This window comes from Oceanobacillus arenosus (assembly GCF_003369575.1).
GTDB lineage: Bacteria > Bacillota > Bacilli > Bacillales > Amphibacillaceae > Oceanobacillus > Oceanobacillus arenosus.
In genome coordinates this window covers 76,839-93,810 of the sequence record NZ_PIOC01000033.1, presented here as the reverse complement: position 1 = coordinate 93,810, position 16,972 = coordinate 76,839, and the positions used below count along the sequence as shown (strand labels likewise).

At 37.0% G+C, this 16,972-nt stretch carries 19 protein-coding genes; 17 read left to right on the top strand and 2 right to left on the bottom strand.

Annotated features, from left to right (window positions below):
• Positions 1-13 precede the first annotated feature (13 nt).
• The 5 genes from CWR48_RS19680 to rpsR all read left to right on the top strand — a co-directional run bounded on the left by CWR48_RS19680 (position 14) and on the right by rpsR (position 2,999).
• On the top strand, positions 14-214 hold the full coding sequence (locus CWR48_RS19680) for a DUF951 domain-containing protein (RefSeq protein WP_115774995.1): 201 nt from the start codon (positions 14-16) through the stop codon (positions 212-214).
• 208 nt (positions 215-422) lie between these two features.
• Positions 423-1,523 carry a redox-regulated ATPase YchF gene (gene ychF, locus CWR48_RS19675; RefSeq protein WP_115774994.1) on the top strand — a complete coding sequence of 367 codons (1,101 nt, stop codon included), beginning with the start codon at positions 423-425 and terminating at the stop codon, positions 1,521-1,523.
• Positions 1,524-1,874: 351 nt separating this feature from the next.
• Positions 1,875-2,165, top strand: a complete 291-nt coding sequence (gene rpsF, locus CWR48_RS19670) for a 30S ribosomal protein S6 (RefSeq protein ID WP_115774993.1) — start codon at positions 1,875-1,877, stop codon at positions 2,163-2,165.
• A 15-nt stretch (positions 2,166-2,180) separates the two neighbouring features.
• Positions 2,181-2,699, top strand: a complete 519-nt coding sequence (gene ssb, locus CWR48_RS19665; RefSeq protein ID WP_115774992.1) for a single-stranded DNA-binding protein — start codon at positions 2,181-2,183, stop codon at positions 2,697-2,699.
• Between the two features lie 66 nt (positions 2,700-2,765).
• Positions 2,766-2,999, top strand: a complete 234-nt coding sequence (rpsR, locus tag CWR48_RS19660) for a 30S ribosomal protein S18 (protein WP_115774991.1) — start codon at positions 2,766-2,768, stop codon at positions 2,997-2,999.
• 140 nt (positions 3,000-3,139) lie between these two features.
• On the opposite strand, the gene CWR48_RS19655 is transcribed toward rpsR, so the two are convergent.
• Positions 3,140-3,628, bottom strand: coding sequence for a hypothetical protein (locus tag CWR48_RS19655; protein ID WP_115774990.1), 489 nt, complete (start codon positions 3,626-3,628; stop codon positions 3,140-3,142).
• Between the two features lie 309 nt (positions 3,629-3,937).
• Here CWR48_RS19655 and CWR48_RS19650 point away from each other — a divergent pair, with 309 nt between their 5' ends.
• The 11 genes from CWR48_RS19650 to fabG all read left to right on the top strand — a co-directional run bounded on the left by CWR48_RS19650 (position 3,938) and on the right by fabG (position 14,169).
• Positions 3,938-4,870, top strand: a complete 933-nt coding sequence (locus tag CWR48_RS19650; RefSeq protein ID WP_115774989.1) for a YybS family protein — start codon at positions 3,938-3,940, stop codon at positions 4,868-4,870.
• A gap of 39 nt (positions 4,871-4,909) precedes the next feature.
• The gene (locus CWR48_RS19645; protein WP_115774988.1) at positions 4,910-6,886 is read left to right on the top strand and encodes a DHH family phosphoesterase; all 1,977 of its coding nucleotides are present in this window, start codon (positions 4,910-4,912) and stop codon (positions 6,884-6,886) included.
• Entirely contained in the window at positions 6,883-7,326 is a 444-nt protein-coding gene (rplI, locus tag CWR48_RS19640; RefSeq protein ID WP_115774987.1) for a 50S ribosomal protein L9, read from the top strand. The genes CWR48_RS19645 and rplI overlap by 4 nt, the downstream gene beginning before the upstream one ends.
• 182 nt (positions 7,327-7,508) lie before the next feature.
• Entirely contained in the window at positions 7,509-8,876 is a 1,368-nt protein-coding gene (gene dnaB / locus CWR48_RS19635) for a replicative DNA helicase (RefSeq protein WP_115774986.1), read from the top strand.
• Positions 8,877-9,322: 446 nt separating this feature from the next.
• Positions 9,323-9,592 carry an ArsR/SmtB family transcription factor gene (locus CWR48_RS19630; protein ID WP_211316787.1) on the top strand — a complete coding sequence of 90 codons (270 nt, stop codon included), beginning with the start codon at positions 9,323-9,325 and terminating at the stop codon, positions 9,590-9,592.
• A 45-nt stretch (positions 9,593-9,637) separates the two neighbouring features.
• Complete coding sequence (locus CWR48_RS19625; protein ID WP_115774984.1) at positions 9,638-10,090, top strand: SRPBCC family protein; 453 nt, start codon at positions 9,638-9,640, stop codon at positions 10,088-10,090.
• An 88-nt stretch (positions 10,091-10,178) separates the two neighbouring features.
• Complete coding sequence (locus CWR48_RS19620) at positions 10,179-10,781, top strand: TetR/AcrR family transcriptional regulator (protein ID WP_115774983.1); 603 nt, start codon at positions 10,179-10,181, stop codon at positions 10,779-10,781.
• 66 nt (positions 10,782-10,847) lie between these two features.
• Positions 10,848-11,498, top strand: a complete 651-nt coding sequence (gene ribB / locus CWR48_RS19615; protein ID WP_115774982.1) for a 3,4-dihydroxy-2-butanone-4-phosphate synthase — start codon at positions 10,848-10,850, stop codon at positions 11,496-11,498.
• 16 nt (positions 11,499-11,514) lie between these two features.
• Entirely contained in the window at positions 11,515-12,783 is a 1,269-nt protein-coding gene (locus CWR48_RS19610; protein WP_115774981.1) for a TRAP transporter TatT component family protein, read from the top strand.
• Positions 12,784-12,830: 47 nt separating this feature from the next.
• The gene (locus CWR48_RS19605; RefSeq protein WP_115774980.1) at positions 12,831-13,445 is read left to right on the top strand and encodes a hypothetical protein; all 615 of its coding nucleotides are present in this window, start codon (positions 12,831-12,833) and stop codon (positions 13,443-13,445) included.
• Positions 13,429-14,169, top strand: coding sequence for a 3-oxoacyl-ACP reductase FabG (gene fabG, locus CWR48_RS19600; protein WP_115774979.1), 741 nt, complete (start codon positions 13,429-13,431; stop codon positions 14,167-14,169). The genes CWR48_RS19605 and fabG overlap by 17 nt, the downstream gene beginning before the upstream one ends.
• 318 nt (positions 14,170-14,487) lie before the next feature.
• Here the strand turns inward: fabG and cdaS are convergent, their stop codons facing one another.
• Positions 14,488-15,111 (bottom strand): sporulation-specific diadenylate cyclase CdaS, encoded by a 624-nt coding sequence (cdaS, locus tag CWR48_RS19595; protein WP_115774978.1) that lies wholly within the window; start codon positions 15,109-15,111, stop codon positions 14,488-14,490.
• Positions 15,112-15,404: 293 nt separating this feature from the next.
• Between cdaS and CWR48_RS19590 the strand changes: the two genes are divergently transcribed.
• On the top strand, positions 15,405-16,871 hold the full coding sequence (locus CWR48_RS19590; RefSeq protein WP_115774977.1) for a M23 family metallopeptidase: 1,467 nt from the start codon (positions 15,405-15,407) through the stop codon (positions 16,869-16,871).
• Positions 16,872-16,972 lie beyond the last annotated feature (101 nt).

The window sequence follows — 16,972 nt, the reverse complement described above, 5'->3', positions numbered from 1 at the left end:
AGGAGAAACATCGATGGAAGAAAAGGAATTTGGATTAAATGATATCGTTCAAATGAAGAAGCCTCATCCATGTGGAGAAAATCGATGGAAAATTATCCGTATGGGAATGGATATCCGCATTAAATGCCAAGGCTGCGACCATAGTGTTATGATACCGAGAAGAGATTTTGCGAAGAAGATGAAAAAGGTACTTGAAAAAGCCGAAGAAAAATAGTGGAAAAATAATAAACATAGACGAAAAGTGCTCCAAAATGATAAAATAGAAGCAGATAATGATATTTTGATATGGTATAAAGCAAAAATAGGTATCGTTTTACTGCCTATTTTTGCTTTTTATGTATTTGTCTTTTTTTATAGTAGTAACTATAATGAGACTAACGAACGCGTTCAGATGAAAGAATCCTTAAGGAGTGAAAGTTTACATGGCATTGACAGCAGGAATTGTTGGGCTTCCAAACGTTGGGAAATCCACGCTATTTAATGCAATTACACAGGCTGGAGCAGAAGCAGCAAACTATCCATTTGCTACCATTGATCCGAATGTAGGTATTGTAGAAGTCCCAGACGATCGTTTAGATAAATTAACAGAATTAGTAAAACCGAAGAAGACGGTGCCAACTGCATTTGAATTTACCGATATAGCTGGTATTGTTGAAGGTGCAAGTAAAGGGGAAGGACTCGGAAACCAGTTCCTTTCTCATATTCGTCAAGTAGATGCGATTTGCCAAGTGGTGCGTTGTTTTGTTGATCCGAACATCACACATGTATCAGGGAAAGTCGATCCAATTGATGATATTGAAATCATTAATCTTGAGTTGATTTTAGCTGACTTAGAATCGGTGAACAAACGTTTTGGGCGAGTCGAAAAGCTAGCAAGACAGAAGGATAAAGTTGCCGTACAGGAGTTCGATGTTCTTGAAAAGGTAAAAGCAGGATTAGAAGATGAAAAGCCAGTAAGAGCATTAGAATTTACGGAAGATCAGTGGAAAATTGTCAAAGGACTACATTTATTAACGAGTAAACCAACATTGTATGTAGCAAATGTTGCAGAAGATGAGGTTGCCGATCATGATTCCAATGAGAATATCCAAAAAGTAAAAGATTTTGCTGCAAAGGAAAATGCAGAAGTCATTGTTATTTGTGCGCGAATCGAAGAGGAAATCTCTGAACTGGAACCAGATGAAAAGGCGATGTTCCTAGAAGACTTGGGAATTGCCGAATCTGGCCTAGATAAGCTAATTAAAGCTTCTTATAGCCTTTTAGGCTTGGCTACTTATTTTACAGCAGGCGAACAGGAAGTACGTGCTTGGACGTTCAAGAAGGGGATTAAGGCACCACAAGCTGCAGGAATTATTCATACAGACTTTGAACGTGGATTTATTCGGGCAGAAACAGTTTCCTATGAGGATCTCCTAGATGCTGGCACAATGGCACATGCACGTGAAAAGGGGAAAGTCCGTTTAGAAGGAAAAGAATATATTGTACAAGATGGCGATGTCATTCATTTCCGTTTCAATGTATAAACTCAAAAGCGGAAGTGCCTGTTTAGTGACGTACGGACTGGACTGAAACGTAGGAGATAAAGGAAACACGACGACCAAAGGGAGTCGATGTTGACTTATCATACGGAGGTGAGGGAAGTCGCGCTAGTCGCTGGGCACTGGAGCTGGACGTGGCCCAGGAATAATTAGGACAAGGATATATGCTAACCTGATTTGTATAACGAAAAAGGATCTCTCGAATGCTTGATTTCTAACAAATGATTTGGTATAATAATTTATTGTGAGTAATTAATTTTACTCCTTGCTCTTATCGAGGACAAGTAAATAACGTTAGTAAATAAGAGCCGCTAAGACCAAAAGGAGGTGTAACGGATGAGAAAATACGAAATCATGTACATCATCCGCCCAGACATTGAAGAGGACGCTAAAACAGCTTTGATTGAACGTTTTAACGGAATTTTAACTGATAATGGTGCGGAGATTGAAAAAGTTGACGAAAAAGGCAAGAAACGTCTTGCATATGAAATCAATGACTACCGTGATGGATATTATGTAATCATTAACTTCGGTGGAGATGAAAAATCAGTAAATGAATTTGATCGCCTAGCTAAGTTCTCTGAGGACATTATTCGTCATATTGCAATTCGAGTAGATGAACAATAATAAGGAGTGGTTCTGATGTTAAATCGTGTCGTACTTGTTGGCAGGTTAACGAGGGATCCTGATTTACGTTATACACCGACTGGAGTAGCAGTTGCTAACTTTAATATTGCAGTGAATCGCCCTTTCTCTAATCAGGAAGGAAACCGTGAAGCAGACTTTATTAATTGTGTTGTTTGGCGTAGACCAGCTGAGAACCTGGCAAATTATATGAAAAAAGGTAATTTGATTGGTGTCGATGGCCGTGTACAAACACGTAGCTATGAAGGTCAAGACGGTAAAACAGTATATGTAACAGAGATTGTTGCTGAAAGTGTGCAATTTTTGGAATCTAAAAGTTCTTCTTCAGGAGACAGAGGACAAAATAATACTTCAGGATATCGACAAGATCAAAATCAGTATCAAAATCAGAATCAAAACCAAAATCAAAATCAATTTCAACAAAACCAAAACCAAAATCAAAACAATAATTTTGAGGACCCATTTAAAAATAATGGAGAGCCTATCGATATATCAGATGATGATTTACCATTCTAAAAGGGCAGTTCAAATAGGTTATCAGCGCTTTGAACTTCCTTTATAATTTAAAAGGAGGAATATTCAATGGCAGGAGTTCGTCGTGGACGTGCTAAACGTCGTAAAGTATGTTACTTTACAGCAAACGGAATTACGCATATTGACTATAAAGATGTTGATTTACTAAGACGTTTCATTTCAGAACGTGGAAAAATTCTTCCTCGTCGTGTAACTGGAACATCAGCAAAATATCAACGTAAACTTACAATAGCAATCAAGCGTGCTCGCATAATGGCATTATTACCATTCGTAGCTGAGTAATAGGAAGAAACCTCTAAACTAGGCAATATGCTTGGTTTAGAGGTTTTTTAATTGCTTAGGAAACTATAAAATTGGATGCTGTGGATAACTTAATTACCAAAAACAGCCACGTCCAGCTCCAGCTCCAGCGCTTTTACTCACTAAGAACGTATCCTTCGCTTTGGATATTGGGAAATCATGATAATTAGTAAAATGATGCAAAAAGTAAGTGCCAGTAATAAGTAAATCGTACTAACGGAATAAACGAAGGATATAACGGTATACACTAATAACGGTATTGTTGTTGTAAAGGAAATCAACTTCCAAATGATCGCATAGCGCAGTTTTCTTTGCATTAGCTTGGCGATAAATGTGCCAATAGATGCAACAAAGGAAATACAGCCAAGTACGATAAGGGTCATTGGCAGATAATAAAAGATAAAGAAATAGATAACAGTGAAAATGTGATTCATCTCCAAGCCGATTCCAGCCGGGTTCGCAATTCTCTCAACAAGTGCTGGAATAGAAACAATAAATAGGAGAATAAACATGTAAAATAGTGTAAAGTCCATTCCCACTCGATTGAGCTTAAACATTGCATTTTTGCTAGGTAGTTTGATACTATTTAAAAATATTTTCCAAAAGCTCATGTTTTTCCATCCTTATTCATATACTACTTCCTATTATAATAGAGGCTCGCGGAAAAAGCCTTAATGAATGATAAATTAAGACGTTCTTAACGAAAAATTGTACCGATGCAGACTCCTAGCTTTCTAAGTAGATATGCAAGTGTGAAAATGCTAGACCACATCGAGCTATCGACAAATTATTACCTGGGAAATACTCCTTCAACATTATCCGACACGCTTTTCTTAATAAACCGTGTTATCATAGTAGAATATACATAAAATAATTGAATGTACGCTAATATTTTCGAAATAAATTGGTGAGGTGCTTTAATGAATCAATCAAGAAAGATAACAGAAGGGGCACTACTATTAGCTATTTTTATGGTAATCATGCTTCTTTCCTTGTTCATTCCGATATTTACCATCCTACTTCCAATTCCATTTATTCTTTATGCTGCTAGATATGATTGGAAGCCCTCTATATTGATGTTTATCGTGGCCATTCTGTTAGCAGCGCTATTTACTACGGTATTTTCATTACCAGTTGTTATTTTAATGGGGCTAGGTGGAATGATGATTGGAAATGCCATCTTTAAGAATTTATCGGCTTATGAGACGCTCGCACGTGGTACACTTGGGTTCATTATTGGCATGTTATTTATATTTGTATTTACACAAGTTGTATTCGATGTGAATGTCATGAATGATATGAATGAAATCGTTGAACAATCCGTGTCAATGAGCAATGATATGATTGAACAATTTGGCATACAGGGGATACAAACAGAGGAATTGGAAAGAGTAATTCAGCTGCAAATAGAGTTGATGTTTGATTTACTTCCTGCAATTATGATATTAACTGTGGTTTTCTTGGCATTCCTCGTTCAATGGATTGGGTATAAATTCATTAATAAATTATATAAGAGGAAATTACGATTTCCACCGTTCCGCAAATTGCAATTTCCGTCATCCTTATTATGGATTTACATGATCGTATTATTATTTTCTATTATCGAAACCGATCATACTAGTACGTTATTTGTTATGATACAGAATGCATCATTAATAACAGGGACATTGATGATTATTCAAGGTTTTTCTTTTATTTTCTTCTTCGCACAACATAAAGGATTGCCAAAGGTAATTCCAATTTTAGCTGTTGTCTTTACGTTGTTTATCCCAATTCTACTTTCATTTGTAAGGATCTTAGGTATAATTGATATAGGCTTTAAATTAAGAGAGCGCCGTACAAAAGAAAAGTAGTTTGGACAAGATAGACGTAAGTAAGAGGAGCTGATTGCTATGCCTGATTATCAGAAGAAGCTAATATTCAGTAGTCACCTATGGGTAATATACGTCCTTGCAGTTGTATTACTAGCCGTTGTATGGTATTTCCAATGGCAAATAGGGCTAATTATGACCGTACTTATAGTTGCTTCTCTGTACTATACCTTTTTTAGGGAAAGAAAATTGCTGGAAGAAACAGAGGCATATATTTCTACTATTTCCCATCGGATAAAAAAGGTCGGGGATGAAGCATTACTGGAAATGCCATTGGGAATTATATTATATAATGAGGATTATAAAATCGAATGGGCAAACCCATATTTAAGCAAATTTAGTGATGATGACGATTCAATCGTTGGAAAGTCGCTCAACATCCTTTCAGAAATGCTAATTCCAATGATAAAGGAAAATAAAAATGAAATTGTAATCGAAGTAAATACATCTAAGTTTTTGACAATTGTCAAAAGGGAAGAGCGGTTACTGTATTTGCTGGATCGTTCTGAACAGATTGAGTTAGAAACGCTATTTCACAATCAACAAACGATATTAGCTATTATATTTTTGGATAATTATGAGGAAATTACGCAGAACATGGATGATACGGCGAAAAGCCAATTAAATTCACAGGTTACATCGGTATTAAACAAGTGGTCGAATCACTATGGTCTCTATTTAAAACGAACTTCACAGGAAAGATTCTTAGCTGTCGGAACGAAGGAAATCTTATCCCAACTTGAAAATGTTCGGTTTGATGTATTGGATGATGTACGTGAATTAATTACGGAGCAAAATAACCCAATTACCTTAAGTATCGGAGTTGGACTTGGGGATGCCTCACTACCAGCACTTGGTGAGCTTGCACAATCAAGTCTAGATTTAGCACTTGGACGTGGAGGCGACCAGGTAGTGATCAAGGATGATGTTGGGAAGGTTCGTTTCTATGGTGGTAAAACAAACCCGATGGAGAAGCGTACGAGGGTGCGTGCACGTGTTATTTCCCATGCACTGCAGGAACTTGTAAAAGCAAGCGAAAATGTGATCATTATGGGTCACCGATCGCCTGACATGGACTCTGTCGGTGCAGCGATTGGAGTATTAAATATTGCAAAGAGTAATAATGTCGATAGCTATATTGTCTTTGACTCGAATGATGTAGATATTGGGGTATACCGTCTCATTCAAGCACTTAGAGGTGATGAGGAGATTTGGAGTCATTTTATTGAACCGGAAGAAGCTGAAAGCCTATTAACGAGTCGGACCTTACTTGTTGTCGTTGATACCCACAAGCCATCGATGGTGGCTGACGCTAGTTTACTTAACCAAACGGAATACAAGGTTGTCATCGACCATCATCGTCGCGGCGAGGACTTTGTCGATAATCCGACACTCGTTTATATGGAGCCATATGCATCTTCAACAGCTGAACTAGTGACAGAGCTCTTAGAGTATCAGCCAAACCATAAGAAGTTAAAAATGCTCGAAGCTACTGCATTATTAGCGGGGATTATCGTTGATACAAAGAGCTTTACATTACGTACGGGTTCCAGAACGTTTGATGCAGCATCCTATCTCCGTGCAAAAGGCGCGGACACTGTGCTTGTACAGCAATTTTTAAAGGTAGATTTAGATATTTATGTAAAACGCAGTAAATTGATTGAGCATGCAGAAATTTATAGGAATACTATTGCGATCGCAAAGGCTGATCATGGTGTAGCCTATGGACCGGTATTACTTGCACAAACTGCAGATACCTTGTTAACATTGACTGGTATTACTGCATCATTCGTAATTTCTGAGCGTGATGATGGTAAAATAGGAATAAGTGCGAGGTCACTTGGCGATGTTAATGTGCAAGTGATTATGGAGAAAATGAATGGCGGCGGACATTTAACCAATGCTGCAACACAAATAGAGGATACAACGATTGATGATGCAGAAGCGCTTTTAAAAGACATTCTGCATGAATATTTTGAAGGGAGAGAATCAGAATGAGAGTAATTTTTTTAAAAGATGTAAAAGGTAAGGGTAAGAAAGGCGAGGTAAAAAACGTATCGGATGGCTATGCACGAAACTATCTATTAAAGAATAAGATTGCTGAAGAAGCAACAGCAGGCAATATGAAAATATTAGATGCACAAAAGCGTAAGGATGCGCAAGTGGAACAAAAGGAAAAGGAAGAAGCCATTAACCTAAAAGATAAACTAGCGGACCTAACAGTAGAAATAAAGGCCAAAGCTGGTGAAGGTGGTCGTTTATTCGGATCGATTACGAGTAAGCAAATTGCAGATATATTAGAGAAAGAACATGGATATAAAGTAGATAAACGGAAAATCGAATTAGAAGAGCCTATCCGAGCACTAGGGTATACAACGGTTCCTATCAAGCTACATCCAGAGGTGTCTGGTTCGATTAAAGTACATGTAGCAGAGTAAATACGAAACTGGTTTCGACGAAGAATAAAATTCAAATGTGCATGGAAAAGAAATCGGCTTTCACGCCGATTTCTTCTGTTCTTCACTGAATTATTCCAGTTTTTGTAGGATATGCTGTCATATAAAGACTAGCGCTAGATTCTAGCCTTCTAAATATGTAACAGGTTTAAGGAGGAAAAGTAATGAGCCAATCGGGAAATGATCGTACACCGCCACATAATCTAGAAGCGGAGCAATCCGTGATTGGTGCGATATTTTTAGAGCCGTCCGCATTTTCCACTGCCTCGGAAATATTATTGCCGGAGGACTTCTATCGTGCAGGGCATCAGCGCATTTTCGCTGCAATGATGCGTCTTTCTGATCTTGGGCAGCCAATCGATATCGTGACCGTAACATCCTATCTAAATGATGCGAAACAGATCGATGAGGTTGGTGGTGTCGTTTATCTGACACAAGTGGCTGAAAGTGTGCCAACAGCTGCCAATATTGAATATTACTGCAAAATTGTTGAAGAAAAGTCTGTATTACGACGGTTAATTCGTACGGCAACAGATATTGTAACTTCAAGCTTTGAAAAAGAAGATGAAGTTGAAGATGTGTTAAATGAAGCAGAGAAGAACATTCTTGAAGTATCCGGTCGGAAAAATACAGGTGCATTTAAAAATATTAAAGATGTTTTAATTGATGTCTATGATAATATTGAACTGCTCCATCAGCAAAGTGGCGATGTGACGGGCGTTCCAACAGGATTCCGAGACCTAGACCGGATTACCTCCGGATTCCAGCCAAATGACCTTATCATTATTGCCGCACGTCCTTCTGTTGGTAAAACGGCTTTTGCCCTTAATATTGCGCAAAATGTAGCAGTAAATACCGACGAAAATGTAGCGATATTTAGTCTGGAGATGGGTGCGGAGCAGCTTGTACAGCGGATGCTTTGTGCAGAGGGAAATATTGATGCACAACGTTTGCGTAATGGGCAATTGCAGGCGGACGACTGGAGTAAATTGACGATGGCAATGGGATCCTTGTCCAACGCGGGAATCTATATCGATGATTCACCAGGGGTTCGCGTGAGTGAGATTCGCTCCAAATGCAGACGACTAAAGCAGGAGCATGGGCTCGGAATGATTATGATTGACTACTTACAGCTAATCCAAGGAAGCGTAAATTCAAAGGAAAACCGCCAACAAGAGGTATCCGAAATCTCACGTGCATTAAAGGCATTAGCGCGGGAATTGAAGGTTCCACTTATCGCCCTTTCCCAGCTTTCTCGTGGTGTTGAATCCCGTCAAGATAAACGTCCAATGATGTCCGACATTCGTGAATCTGGTAGTATTGAGCAAGATGCGGATATTGTCGGATTCTTATATCGTGATGATTATTATGATAAAGAATCGGAAAAGCAAAATATTATTGAAATCATTATTTCCAAACAGCGTAATGGCCCAACAGGAACGGTCGAGCTTGCGTTTGTGAAGGAATATAATAAATTCGTTGACCTGGACCATCGCTATGAGAATAGCGACATTCCTCCAGTATTTGCATAGGAAAGCAGCCTCGATATTCCGATAAAGGGTTCCGTTTTGAGGTATATATTAATTAAATGACAGACCAACTGACGTATGCCAATTCATACGTCAGTTGGTCTGTCAATTTATAGTGTATACCATATTTACTTAACACAAAAAGGACCTTTATTAAGAGATTCTGGTCAATTTTCTTATTAAAGCTAAAGCAATAATTACAAACTTTATTCTAAAGCTACAAAATGTTGTATTTTCAACATACAACAGTCTTCATTATTGTAATAGATGCGTACCTATTTAAAATTAATCATCTAGATCGTCATCATCAACATCATATTCCACTTGCTTTTTGTAAAATGAATATGTTATAACATGTTTATAGGTTTAATCTTGTAAACCAATAAAACAAAAGAAAGAAGGTGAAATGAATTAGCAATGAATCTTTACTTACTCTGTTTAGAGAGAATTTGACATTATTGCAAGCATTAGGTGATCCAGTAAGACAAGACATTATTATTATTTTGGCTAGCAATGGGGAATTGAACGTTGGTGAAATAACCGCTCTAACAGAGCTATCACGGCCAGCAGTTTCACATCATTTGAAGATCTTGAAAGAATCTAACATTATTAGAATGGATAAGATGGGGAAAAACAACGTGTATTCCCTAGACGCTAAAGACTCCTTAAAGAAACTAAAAGGATTAATTAGTGAAGTTGAGAATAGCTGCAATTCTTAGAAAGACCAGCAATATCTATATTTAAAATATTAAGGAGGAGTCACATTGATTCAATTTAGCAATTCCTTAAATATCAATAAAAACATCCAAAACGTATTTGATTTTTTAGGTAGGTTGGAGAACTTCTCTACCTGGAATTATGCAGTTGAAAGTATCTCAAGAGCACACTCAAGCGAGGGTGTGGTGGGTTCTCGTTATATTTTAAAGAGAAATCAAGGTATGCAAGGATTAGAAGAAATAACAGTGGAAGAATTTATACCATTGAGCAAATTATCGTTTGTAGCAAGGGGTAATTATTTCTCATATAAGATGATGTATGAACTCACGCCGAAGGGTGGAGATGTAACATTGCTAACAAATAAAGCGGAACTTACGCCATTGGGTGCAAGTAACATGATATTTAATATTATGCAAAATAAAATTAAAAGCGAGGTCAAAGGCAACTTGCTTGTTTTAAAAGATACTCTTGAAAGTAATAGAGAATTATTCATGGTTTAAATTAATTATAAAAGCATTGACATATTCTGATAATTTAGTTTAAGATATAAATGGGTGACCGGTCACCCACATTAGAAGGGGAAAAAGTATGAGCGATTTAAAGTTAAAGAAAAAGGAACACATCCTAGATATAGCAGCAAAAGAGTTCGCAGATAAAGGATATGATAATTCAAATATTAATGAAATTGCCACTCTGTCAGGAATTGGGAAAGGTTCAATCTATCTTTATTTCAAAACGAAAAAGGATCTTTATCTAGCTACAATGGAAAAAGTGGTTGAAAAGATCAATGAATCTTCTGAGGAGATTGAAACGAATGACGGGCCTTTACTAGAAAAGCTTAAAATGGTAATAGAGTCTCTCTTCAAATTAGAAGAAGAATCCTTACCATATATAATTCTTTGGTCTCGATATCAATTTCAAAACCATCCAGATTTTCCAGATGAGGTATTTCCTATATTTGAAAAACTCAAACAACCTTTATGTGACATTATTGAGGAAGGAGTGAAAAAGAAGATATTCTATACCTCTCACCCAACAGAATCAGCTTACTTAATTTTATCGATGGTTGTTTTACTCTTGCCAAGCATTCAACCAAAGCCGTTTCTCGGGGAATTAAATTCGGACGAGAAGATTGAATACATTCTAAATTTTATTAAGAATGGGTTGACCTATTGTAAGGATCAAGAATAGAGGAATATATTTTTTTAAATATAAAATGGGTGACCAGTCACCCGCTAAATTCTAGGAGGGTTAAGAATGGGTAAATTTGATTCAGTTGAAACAGCATTAGAAGTGATGGGAAATGGTGGTTTAATCATTGTTTCTGATGATGAAGATCGTGAAAATGAAGGAGATTTAGTTGGTATTGCCGAATTAATCACGCCTGAAAAAATCAATTTTATGATTTCCCAAGCAAAGGGTCTAGTCTGTATGCCGATGGAAGAACAGATTGCACGGAAGCTTGGTATTCCTCAAATGGTTCAAAACAATACAGAATCGATGCGTACAGCATTCACCGTTTCTATTGATGCTCACCCGAAATTTGGAGTAACAACAGGAATTTCTGCTTGGGATAGAGCCAAAACCATTCAAGTGGCAATTGATGAAGAAACACACCCTGAAGACCTTTTGCGACCAGGTCATATTTTCCCTTTAACCGCTAGAGATGGCGGAGTCTTGACTAGAACTGGACATACCGAGGCTTCTACTGATTTAGCAAGATTAGCTGGATACAAAGCAGCAGCCGTTATTGTTGAAATCATATCACCCAATGGAAAGATGGCTCGACAAGAGGAGTTAATGGAAATGAAGAGTCTGTTCAATCTACCGTATATTACAATCGAATCCCTAAAAGAATATCGACTCAAATATGATAAGCAAGAAGCTAAAGAATTAGTATTTGGATGAGAGGAAGTCTGACTATATGTTAGAAAAAATCCTACACTCTCTTATCAGTTCTATTGTTGGAAAGATTTTTATTAAAGATATTAAAGGCTTAGAATCTTTGCCTAAAAATGGCTCTTATATTATTTCGGCTAATCATTCAAGCTATTTAGATCACTATATCATTATGTCTATAATAAAAACACATCGTAATAAGCCGATTTATGCCATGACTAAAAAGGAATCATTTAACTCTCTCTTTTGGAAAAAGTTCCATCTTGCTGTTGGTGGTATTCCAGTCGATCGAGGAGAAGCGGATACAGGGACTATAAAATTAATTATCAAACTATTGAAACAGGATGGAATTGTTTGTATTCACCCTGAGGGAACAAGGACCCCGACTGGAAAAATGTATGCCGGTAAGCAAGGCGCTGTTAGGATAGCGAACATGGCAAACGTTCCCATCGTTCCAATTGGAATTATTGGTTCCTTTGATGTTTTACCAAAGAAGATCCATCGCCCCCGTTTTAAAAAGGTTTCCATTAATATAGGAGAACCTATTAAATGGGAAAAGTCGAATGATAAAGGTGACATTAACCATATTCATACGAAGTTAATGAATCAACTTTCTACTCTTAGTGGAAACCAGAATAAGGATCTTATTCCTCTTCCTACACAGAAAGATGAATATATAGAGGAAATGGTTAAAACAGCACACGAGTACAATGAGCGCGGAATTAGGCAATATCCGAATGATGTTATGAAGCCAAATCAATTCCATAAACGGGTATTATATATTTCCGACCAAGTTTTACAAGAGAAACCGAATAATACGAAAGCCATTTTTGAAAAAGCTAGGGCTGTAGCAAGAATCGGAATCAACACAGGTAGTAGTATAGGTAAAATTCGGGCTTTATATAAAGCCCGAGCATTGTTATTTAAGTCTATCAAACTTGATTCCACTTTCGGACCAAACTATTATGCACTCGGCTATTTATATCTGGTATTGCCTGCGTTTTTTGGTGGAAATGTTCAAAAAGCGATAGATTATTTTCAAAAAGCAAATGAATTAGAATCTGAAGTATATATAAAGATTGGTTTTGCAAAATCTTTAATGAAAGTCAATAAATTAGAGCAAGCTAAAAAAGTGCTTTTGGAGTCACTTGATATTCCAACTAACTCAGATGTTGACAGTAGGCGAAAATTAGAATCACTAGCAATGATTATGCGAATGGATCCTAAATTCCATTTAGACGATGGAATAGTTAAAAAGTGTTTACAAAGCCAAAACAGAGTATTACATAGTTAACAATTTTAGCTCAGTTGCTTAACGATGTAAGGAGGAAGTAGACGAAAATGATTGTCACTATAGGATTTAATAAAATTAAGAGTGTTTTTGATGCAAATCCAAAATTTGATTTTTCAACTCTTTCCAGCAATGATACGATATTTGTTCTGGCGGAGGGGTCAGAAAGGGAGAAGTGGGAAAGAAATTCCTATTTCTCCCCTACTTTTGAATTCAAAGGAATCCTTCCAACCAATTATCAAAAAGAGCAAATTTATCACTATCTAAAAGATGGTGGAACGGTCATCACTTCTTTGGTAGACCCTGAGAAAATCATTTCAACAACTATTTGTAAGGAAGAAATTACTAGACAGTCCCTAAATGATCTCAACATAGTAACAGATGAATCTATTATTGATATAGAGTATTCTCCTTATAATTGGCTAATTCACGATTTAAAGGATTTACCTAAATTGGCCAGTAGTTTTCCAAATAGGTGTTATGAGCAAGGTGATGCCATGATAGAAGCAAAACCAGAGTCTATATCCTTCCAGATAGGCAATCAAGGGGTAATCATTTTTACAACACTATTAAACAATGCTACCTCCTTCACTTGCTTAAAAAATTTTCAGATATTAGTTGATAAATTCAAGAGGGAGAGCAAAGAGTATGTTGCTTCAAGATAAAGTAGCCATTGTAACGGGAGCTTCAAGTGGAATAGGAAAAGAAATTGCCTTAACTTTCGCAAAAGAAGGTGCTAAGGTGGTAGCAAACTATGCAACAAATGATATTGGAGCTAATCAAGTAATTGAAGAAATTGAATCATTCGGTGGAAGAGCTGCTTTATATAAAGGAGATATCAGCAAAGAAGAAAACGCTAAAGAAATGATTGACTTTACGGTTGATAAGTATAATCAAATTGATATCTTGGTGAATAACGCTGGGATAATTCAAGATTCATTTCTAGTCAATATGTCATTGGATACTTGGAATAATGTTATTCAAACGAATTTGACAGGACCATTCTTGTGTTCAAAATTTGCGATCCGAAAAATGATGAGACATAGAAAAGGAAAAATTATTAATATATCCTCCATATCAGGACTTTTGGGCAATAAAGGACAAGCAAATTATGCATCCGCCAAGGCAGGATTGATTGGTCTAACAAGAACAATTGCACAAGAATACAGCAGCAAAGGAATTTCGGCTAATGCTGTGGCACCTGGTATAATAACGACTGAGATGACAAAAGACATACCAGGAAATCACTCGTTCAAATTAGAATCTATCCTCAAAGGAGAACCTGGTAAAGTTAGTGATATAGCTGGAACAGTATTATTTCTAGCTTCTGGATTAAGTAATTTTATTAATGGAGAAGTCATACGTGTCGATGGAGGTCATAGATGGTGAAGTATAAGAACATAGCTGCAATGGCGATAGGATTAATTGTTGCAGTAACGGCATATTCCATGAATAGGAAAACGAATTATATAGGAATTCCTACACATTACAAATCAGAATAATCGAAGAAAAACTAAAGGGAAGGGAAACCTTCCCTTTAGTTTTTCTTGAAAATTTGCTTCTCCGTTACTATTACTTCTGCACCGACAGCCAACGCTCCTCTTAGAATTACAGCTGCTGAAAGTACACCAATTAACATTTTTTGTTCCATTTATTCTTTTCTTTACTGCTATTACAATATAGCCAATTAAGATTAGAGAAAAGTGATTAAGATAACCCATTCGTTCTTATTGGTAATAAACTCCCGTTCAGTGCAAAGGTCGCCCTTCCAGTCTCCTCGGAAACAACGAGTACTAATGCGTCTGTTTCTTCCGATAGTCCAAGTGCTGCACGATGCCTTGTTCCTAGTTTTTTATCATCAATCTTATGTCTGGATAGCGGGAGGACATTAGCTGCGGAGGTTAATTTATTTTTACTAATTAATACAGCACCATCATGCAAAGGATTTCCCGTATAAAAAATGGCTTCTAGCAAAGGTGCAGTTAATTCTGCATGGATGGGGACGCCAGAGTGAATATGAGCATCTAGATTATCATTCCTTTGAATGGCAATTAATGCACCATGGTTACGTTCAGAAAGATGTTGAATTGCTTTAGAAAGAACTTCAAATTGATCGGTGAATGGTGCTAAATAGGTTTTTAAATAATAGGAAGCAGTGCTTACTTGAACTCGATTAAATAAATGATGGATTTCATCAAATTCATTTAAGATACTGGTTTCTTTTGTATCGAGCGTATGAATCATGTGGTGGATTTCCCCGGATAATTGTACTAAACTCTCTTTTAGTTGACCGACCATGGAAACAGATAAACCCTGTTCATTTGTAGGCATCTTCTCACCTCATCCTGGACTATTGATAATATGTAACCTTTTGAATATGTTTTCCTAAATGAGGAATTATATTCGCTTGGAGTAAACAAACTAGTTGAATTGCCCTCAATTAACATGTAGTTAATCTCACAAGCCTATCATCCAAAAAAAGCAAATTTCTGGGAGTTATGATACAGTTTCTTTACAATTATCGACAATCTATTCCTAATCCAAATTTCCTATGGTAGATTAATAGAGGATAAATAGGAATAGATTATATACGATTTACAAGGTATTAAAGGAGAACTATATTAATGTTTAAGCGAAATATAGATGCAAAAAGTAAAAATAGAAATAATTATCGTTTTATGAGAAAAGTAGCAATTACAGCATTTCTTGGATTTGGATTAATGGCAACGACTGCGAGTGCAGAGGACACAAATGATTTAAAGACCGTTTATCACGTTTACTTAGATGGTGAGCATATTGGAAAAGCTGATCAACAGGAAATCGTTGAGAAGCATTTGGAAGAAAAGATAGCAGCGGATGCAGCAAAATACGCTGATTTAGATTTGATGATTGATCGGAAAGTAGATTATATATCGGAGAAGGTATTTAATCCAACCTATAACAATAAAGAAGTAATGAATTTATTAGATGAAAATACAGCGATTGTAGCGAATGCTGTCGAACTCAAAATAGCGGATCGAACTGTCGGCTATTTTGAGAGTGAGGAAGCAGTAGACGCGGTGATAAATGCATATAAAGCAAAGTATGTGCCAGAGGATATTTTGACAGAAATTGCTGCTGCGAAAGAAGAGACTGGTAAGGATCCAGGGGAACAAGTAGAAGATAAAGTAGTGATTGGCGAGAAGCTAATTCGCGATGTTGTGTTATCAGATGATATAACAGTCGCTAACAAGCAAGTCGCGCCAGCAGAGGTTTTGACTATGGAACAGGGTCTTGCCTTACTTGAGAAAGGGACGTTTTCGGAAAAGGCTCATAAAGTTAAGGAAGGCGACGTTCTAGGAGAAATAGCAAGTAACTATGACTTAGCAACGAAAGACTTACTAGCATTAAACCCAAGTCTATCAGCAGATTCCTTATTGCATATCGGTCAGGAAATCAAAGTAACTGCACTGGATCCCTTTGTCAATGTGATTGTAACGGAAGAGGAATTGCTAGAAGAAACGGTTCCATATGAAACAGAGATAATTGAATCTGAGGAATTGTATAAGGGTGAAGAAGAAATCAAGCAAGAAGGAAAAGATGGGAAGAAGGAAGTCCTCTATTCCATTGAGGAAACGAATGGAAAACAGACTGCAAAAGAAGTAAAGGCAGAGAAGACGACAAAAGAGGCAGTTAAGGAAGTTATTATTAAAGGAACAAAAGTAGTTCCTTCTCGTGGTACAGGTAACATGGTATGGCCAGCGGTTGGTGGTTATATTTCCAGCCAGGTTGGCGAACGTTGGGGCAGCATGCATAAGGGAATTGACATTGCGCGGCCTAGTAACCGGAATATCCTAGCTGCGGACAATGGTGTCGTCATATCAGCAGGGGCTGATGGAACCTTTGGTAACAAGATTGTGATTGATCATAACAATGGATTAAAAACACTCTATGCACACCTTTCATCCATTGAAGTATCTGTAGGTCAGACGATTGAACAAGGAAGTAAAATAGGTGTCATGGGATCTACCGGGAACTCAACAGGAATCCATTTGCATTTTGAAGTGCATAAAAACGATGTATTTCAAAACCCGCTAAATTACGTTAAATAATATAGAAGTATATATGGAAGGCTAACTCTTAATGGGGTTAGCCCTTTTTGTCTTCTGTATTTAGTCCATTAATTGTACTTTTGCAGTAGGGGAGTTTCTTA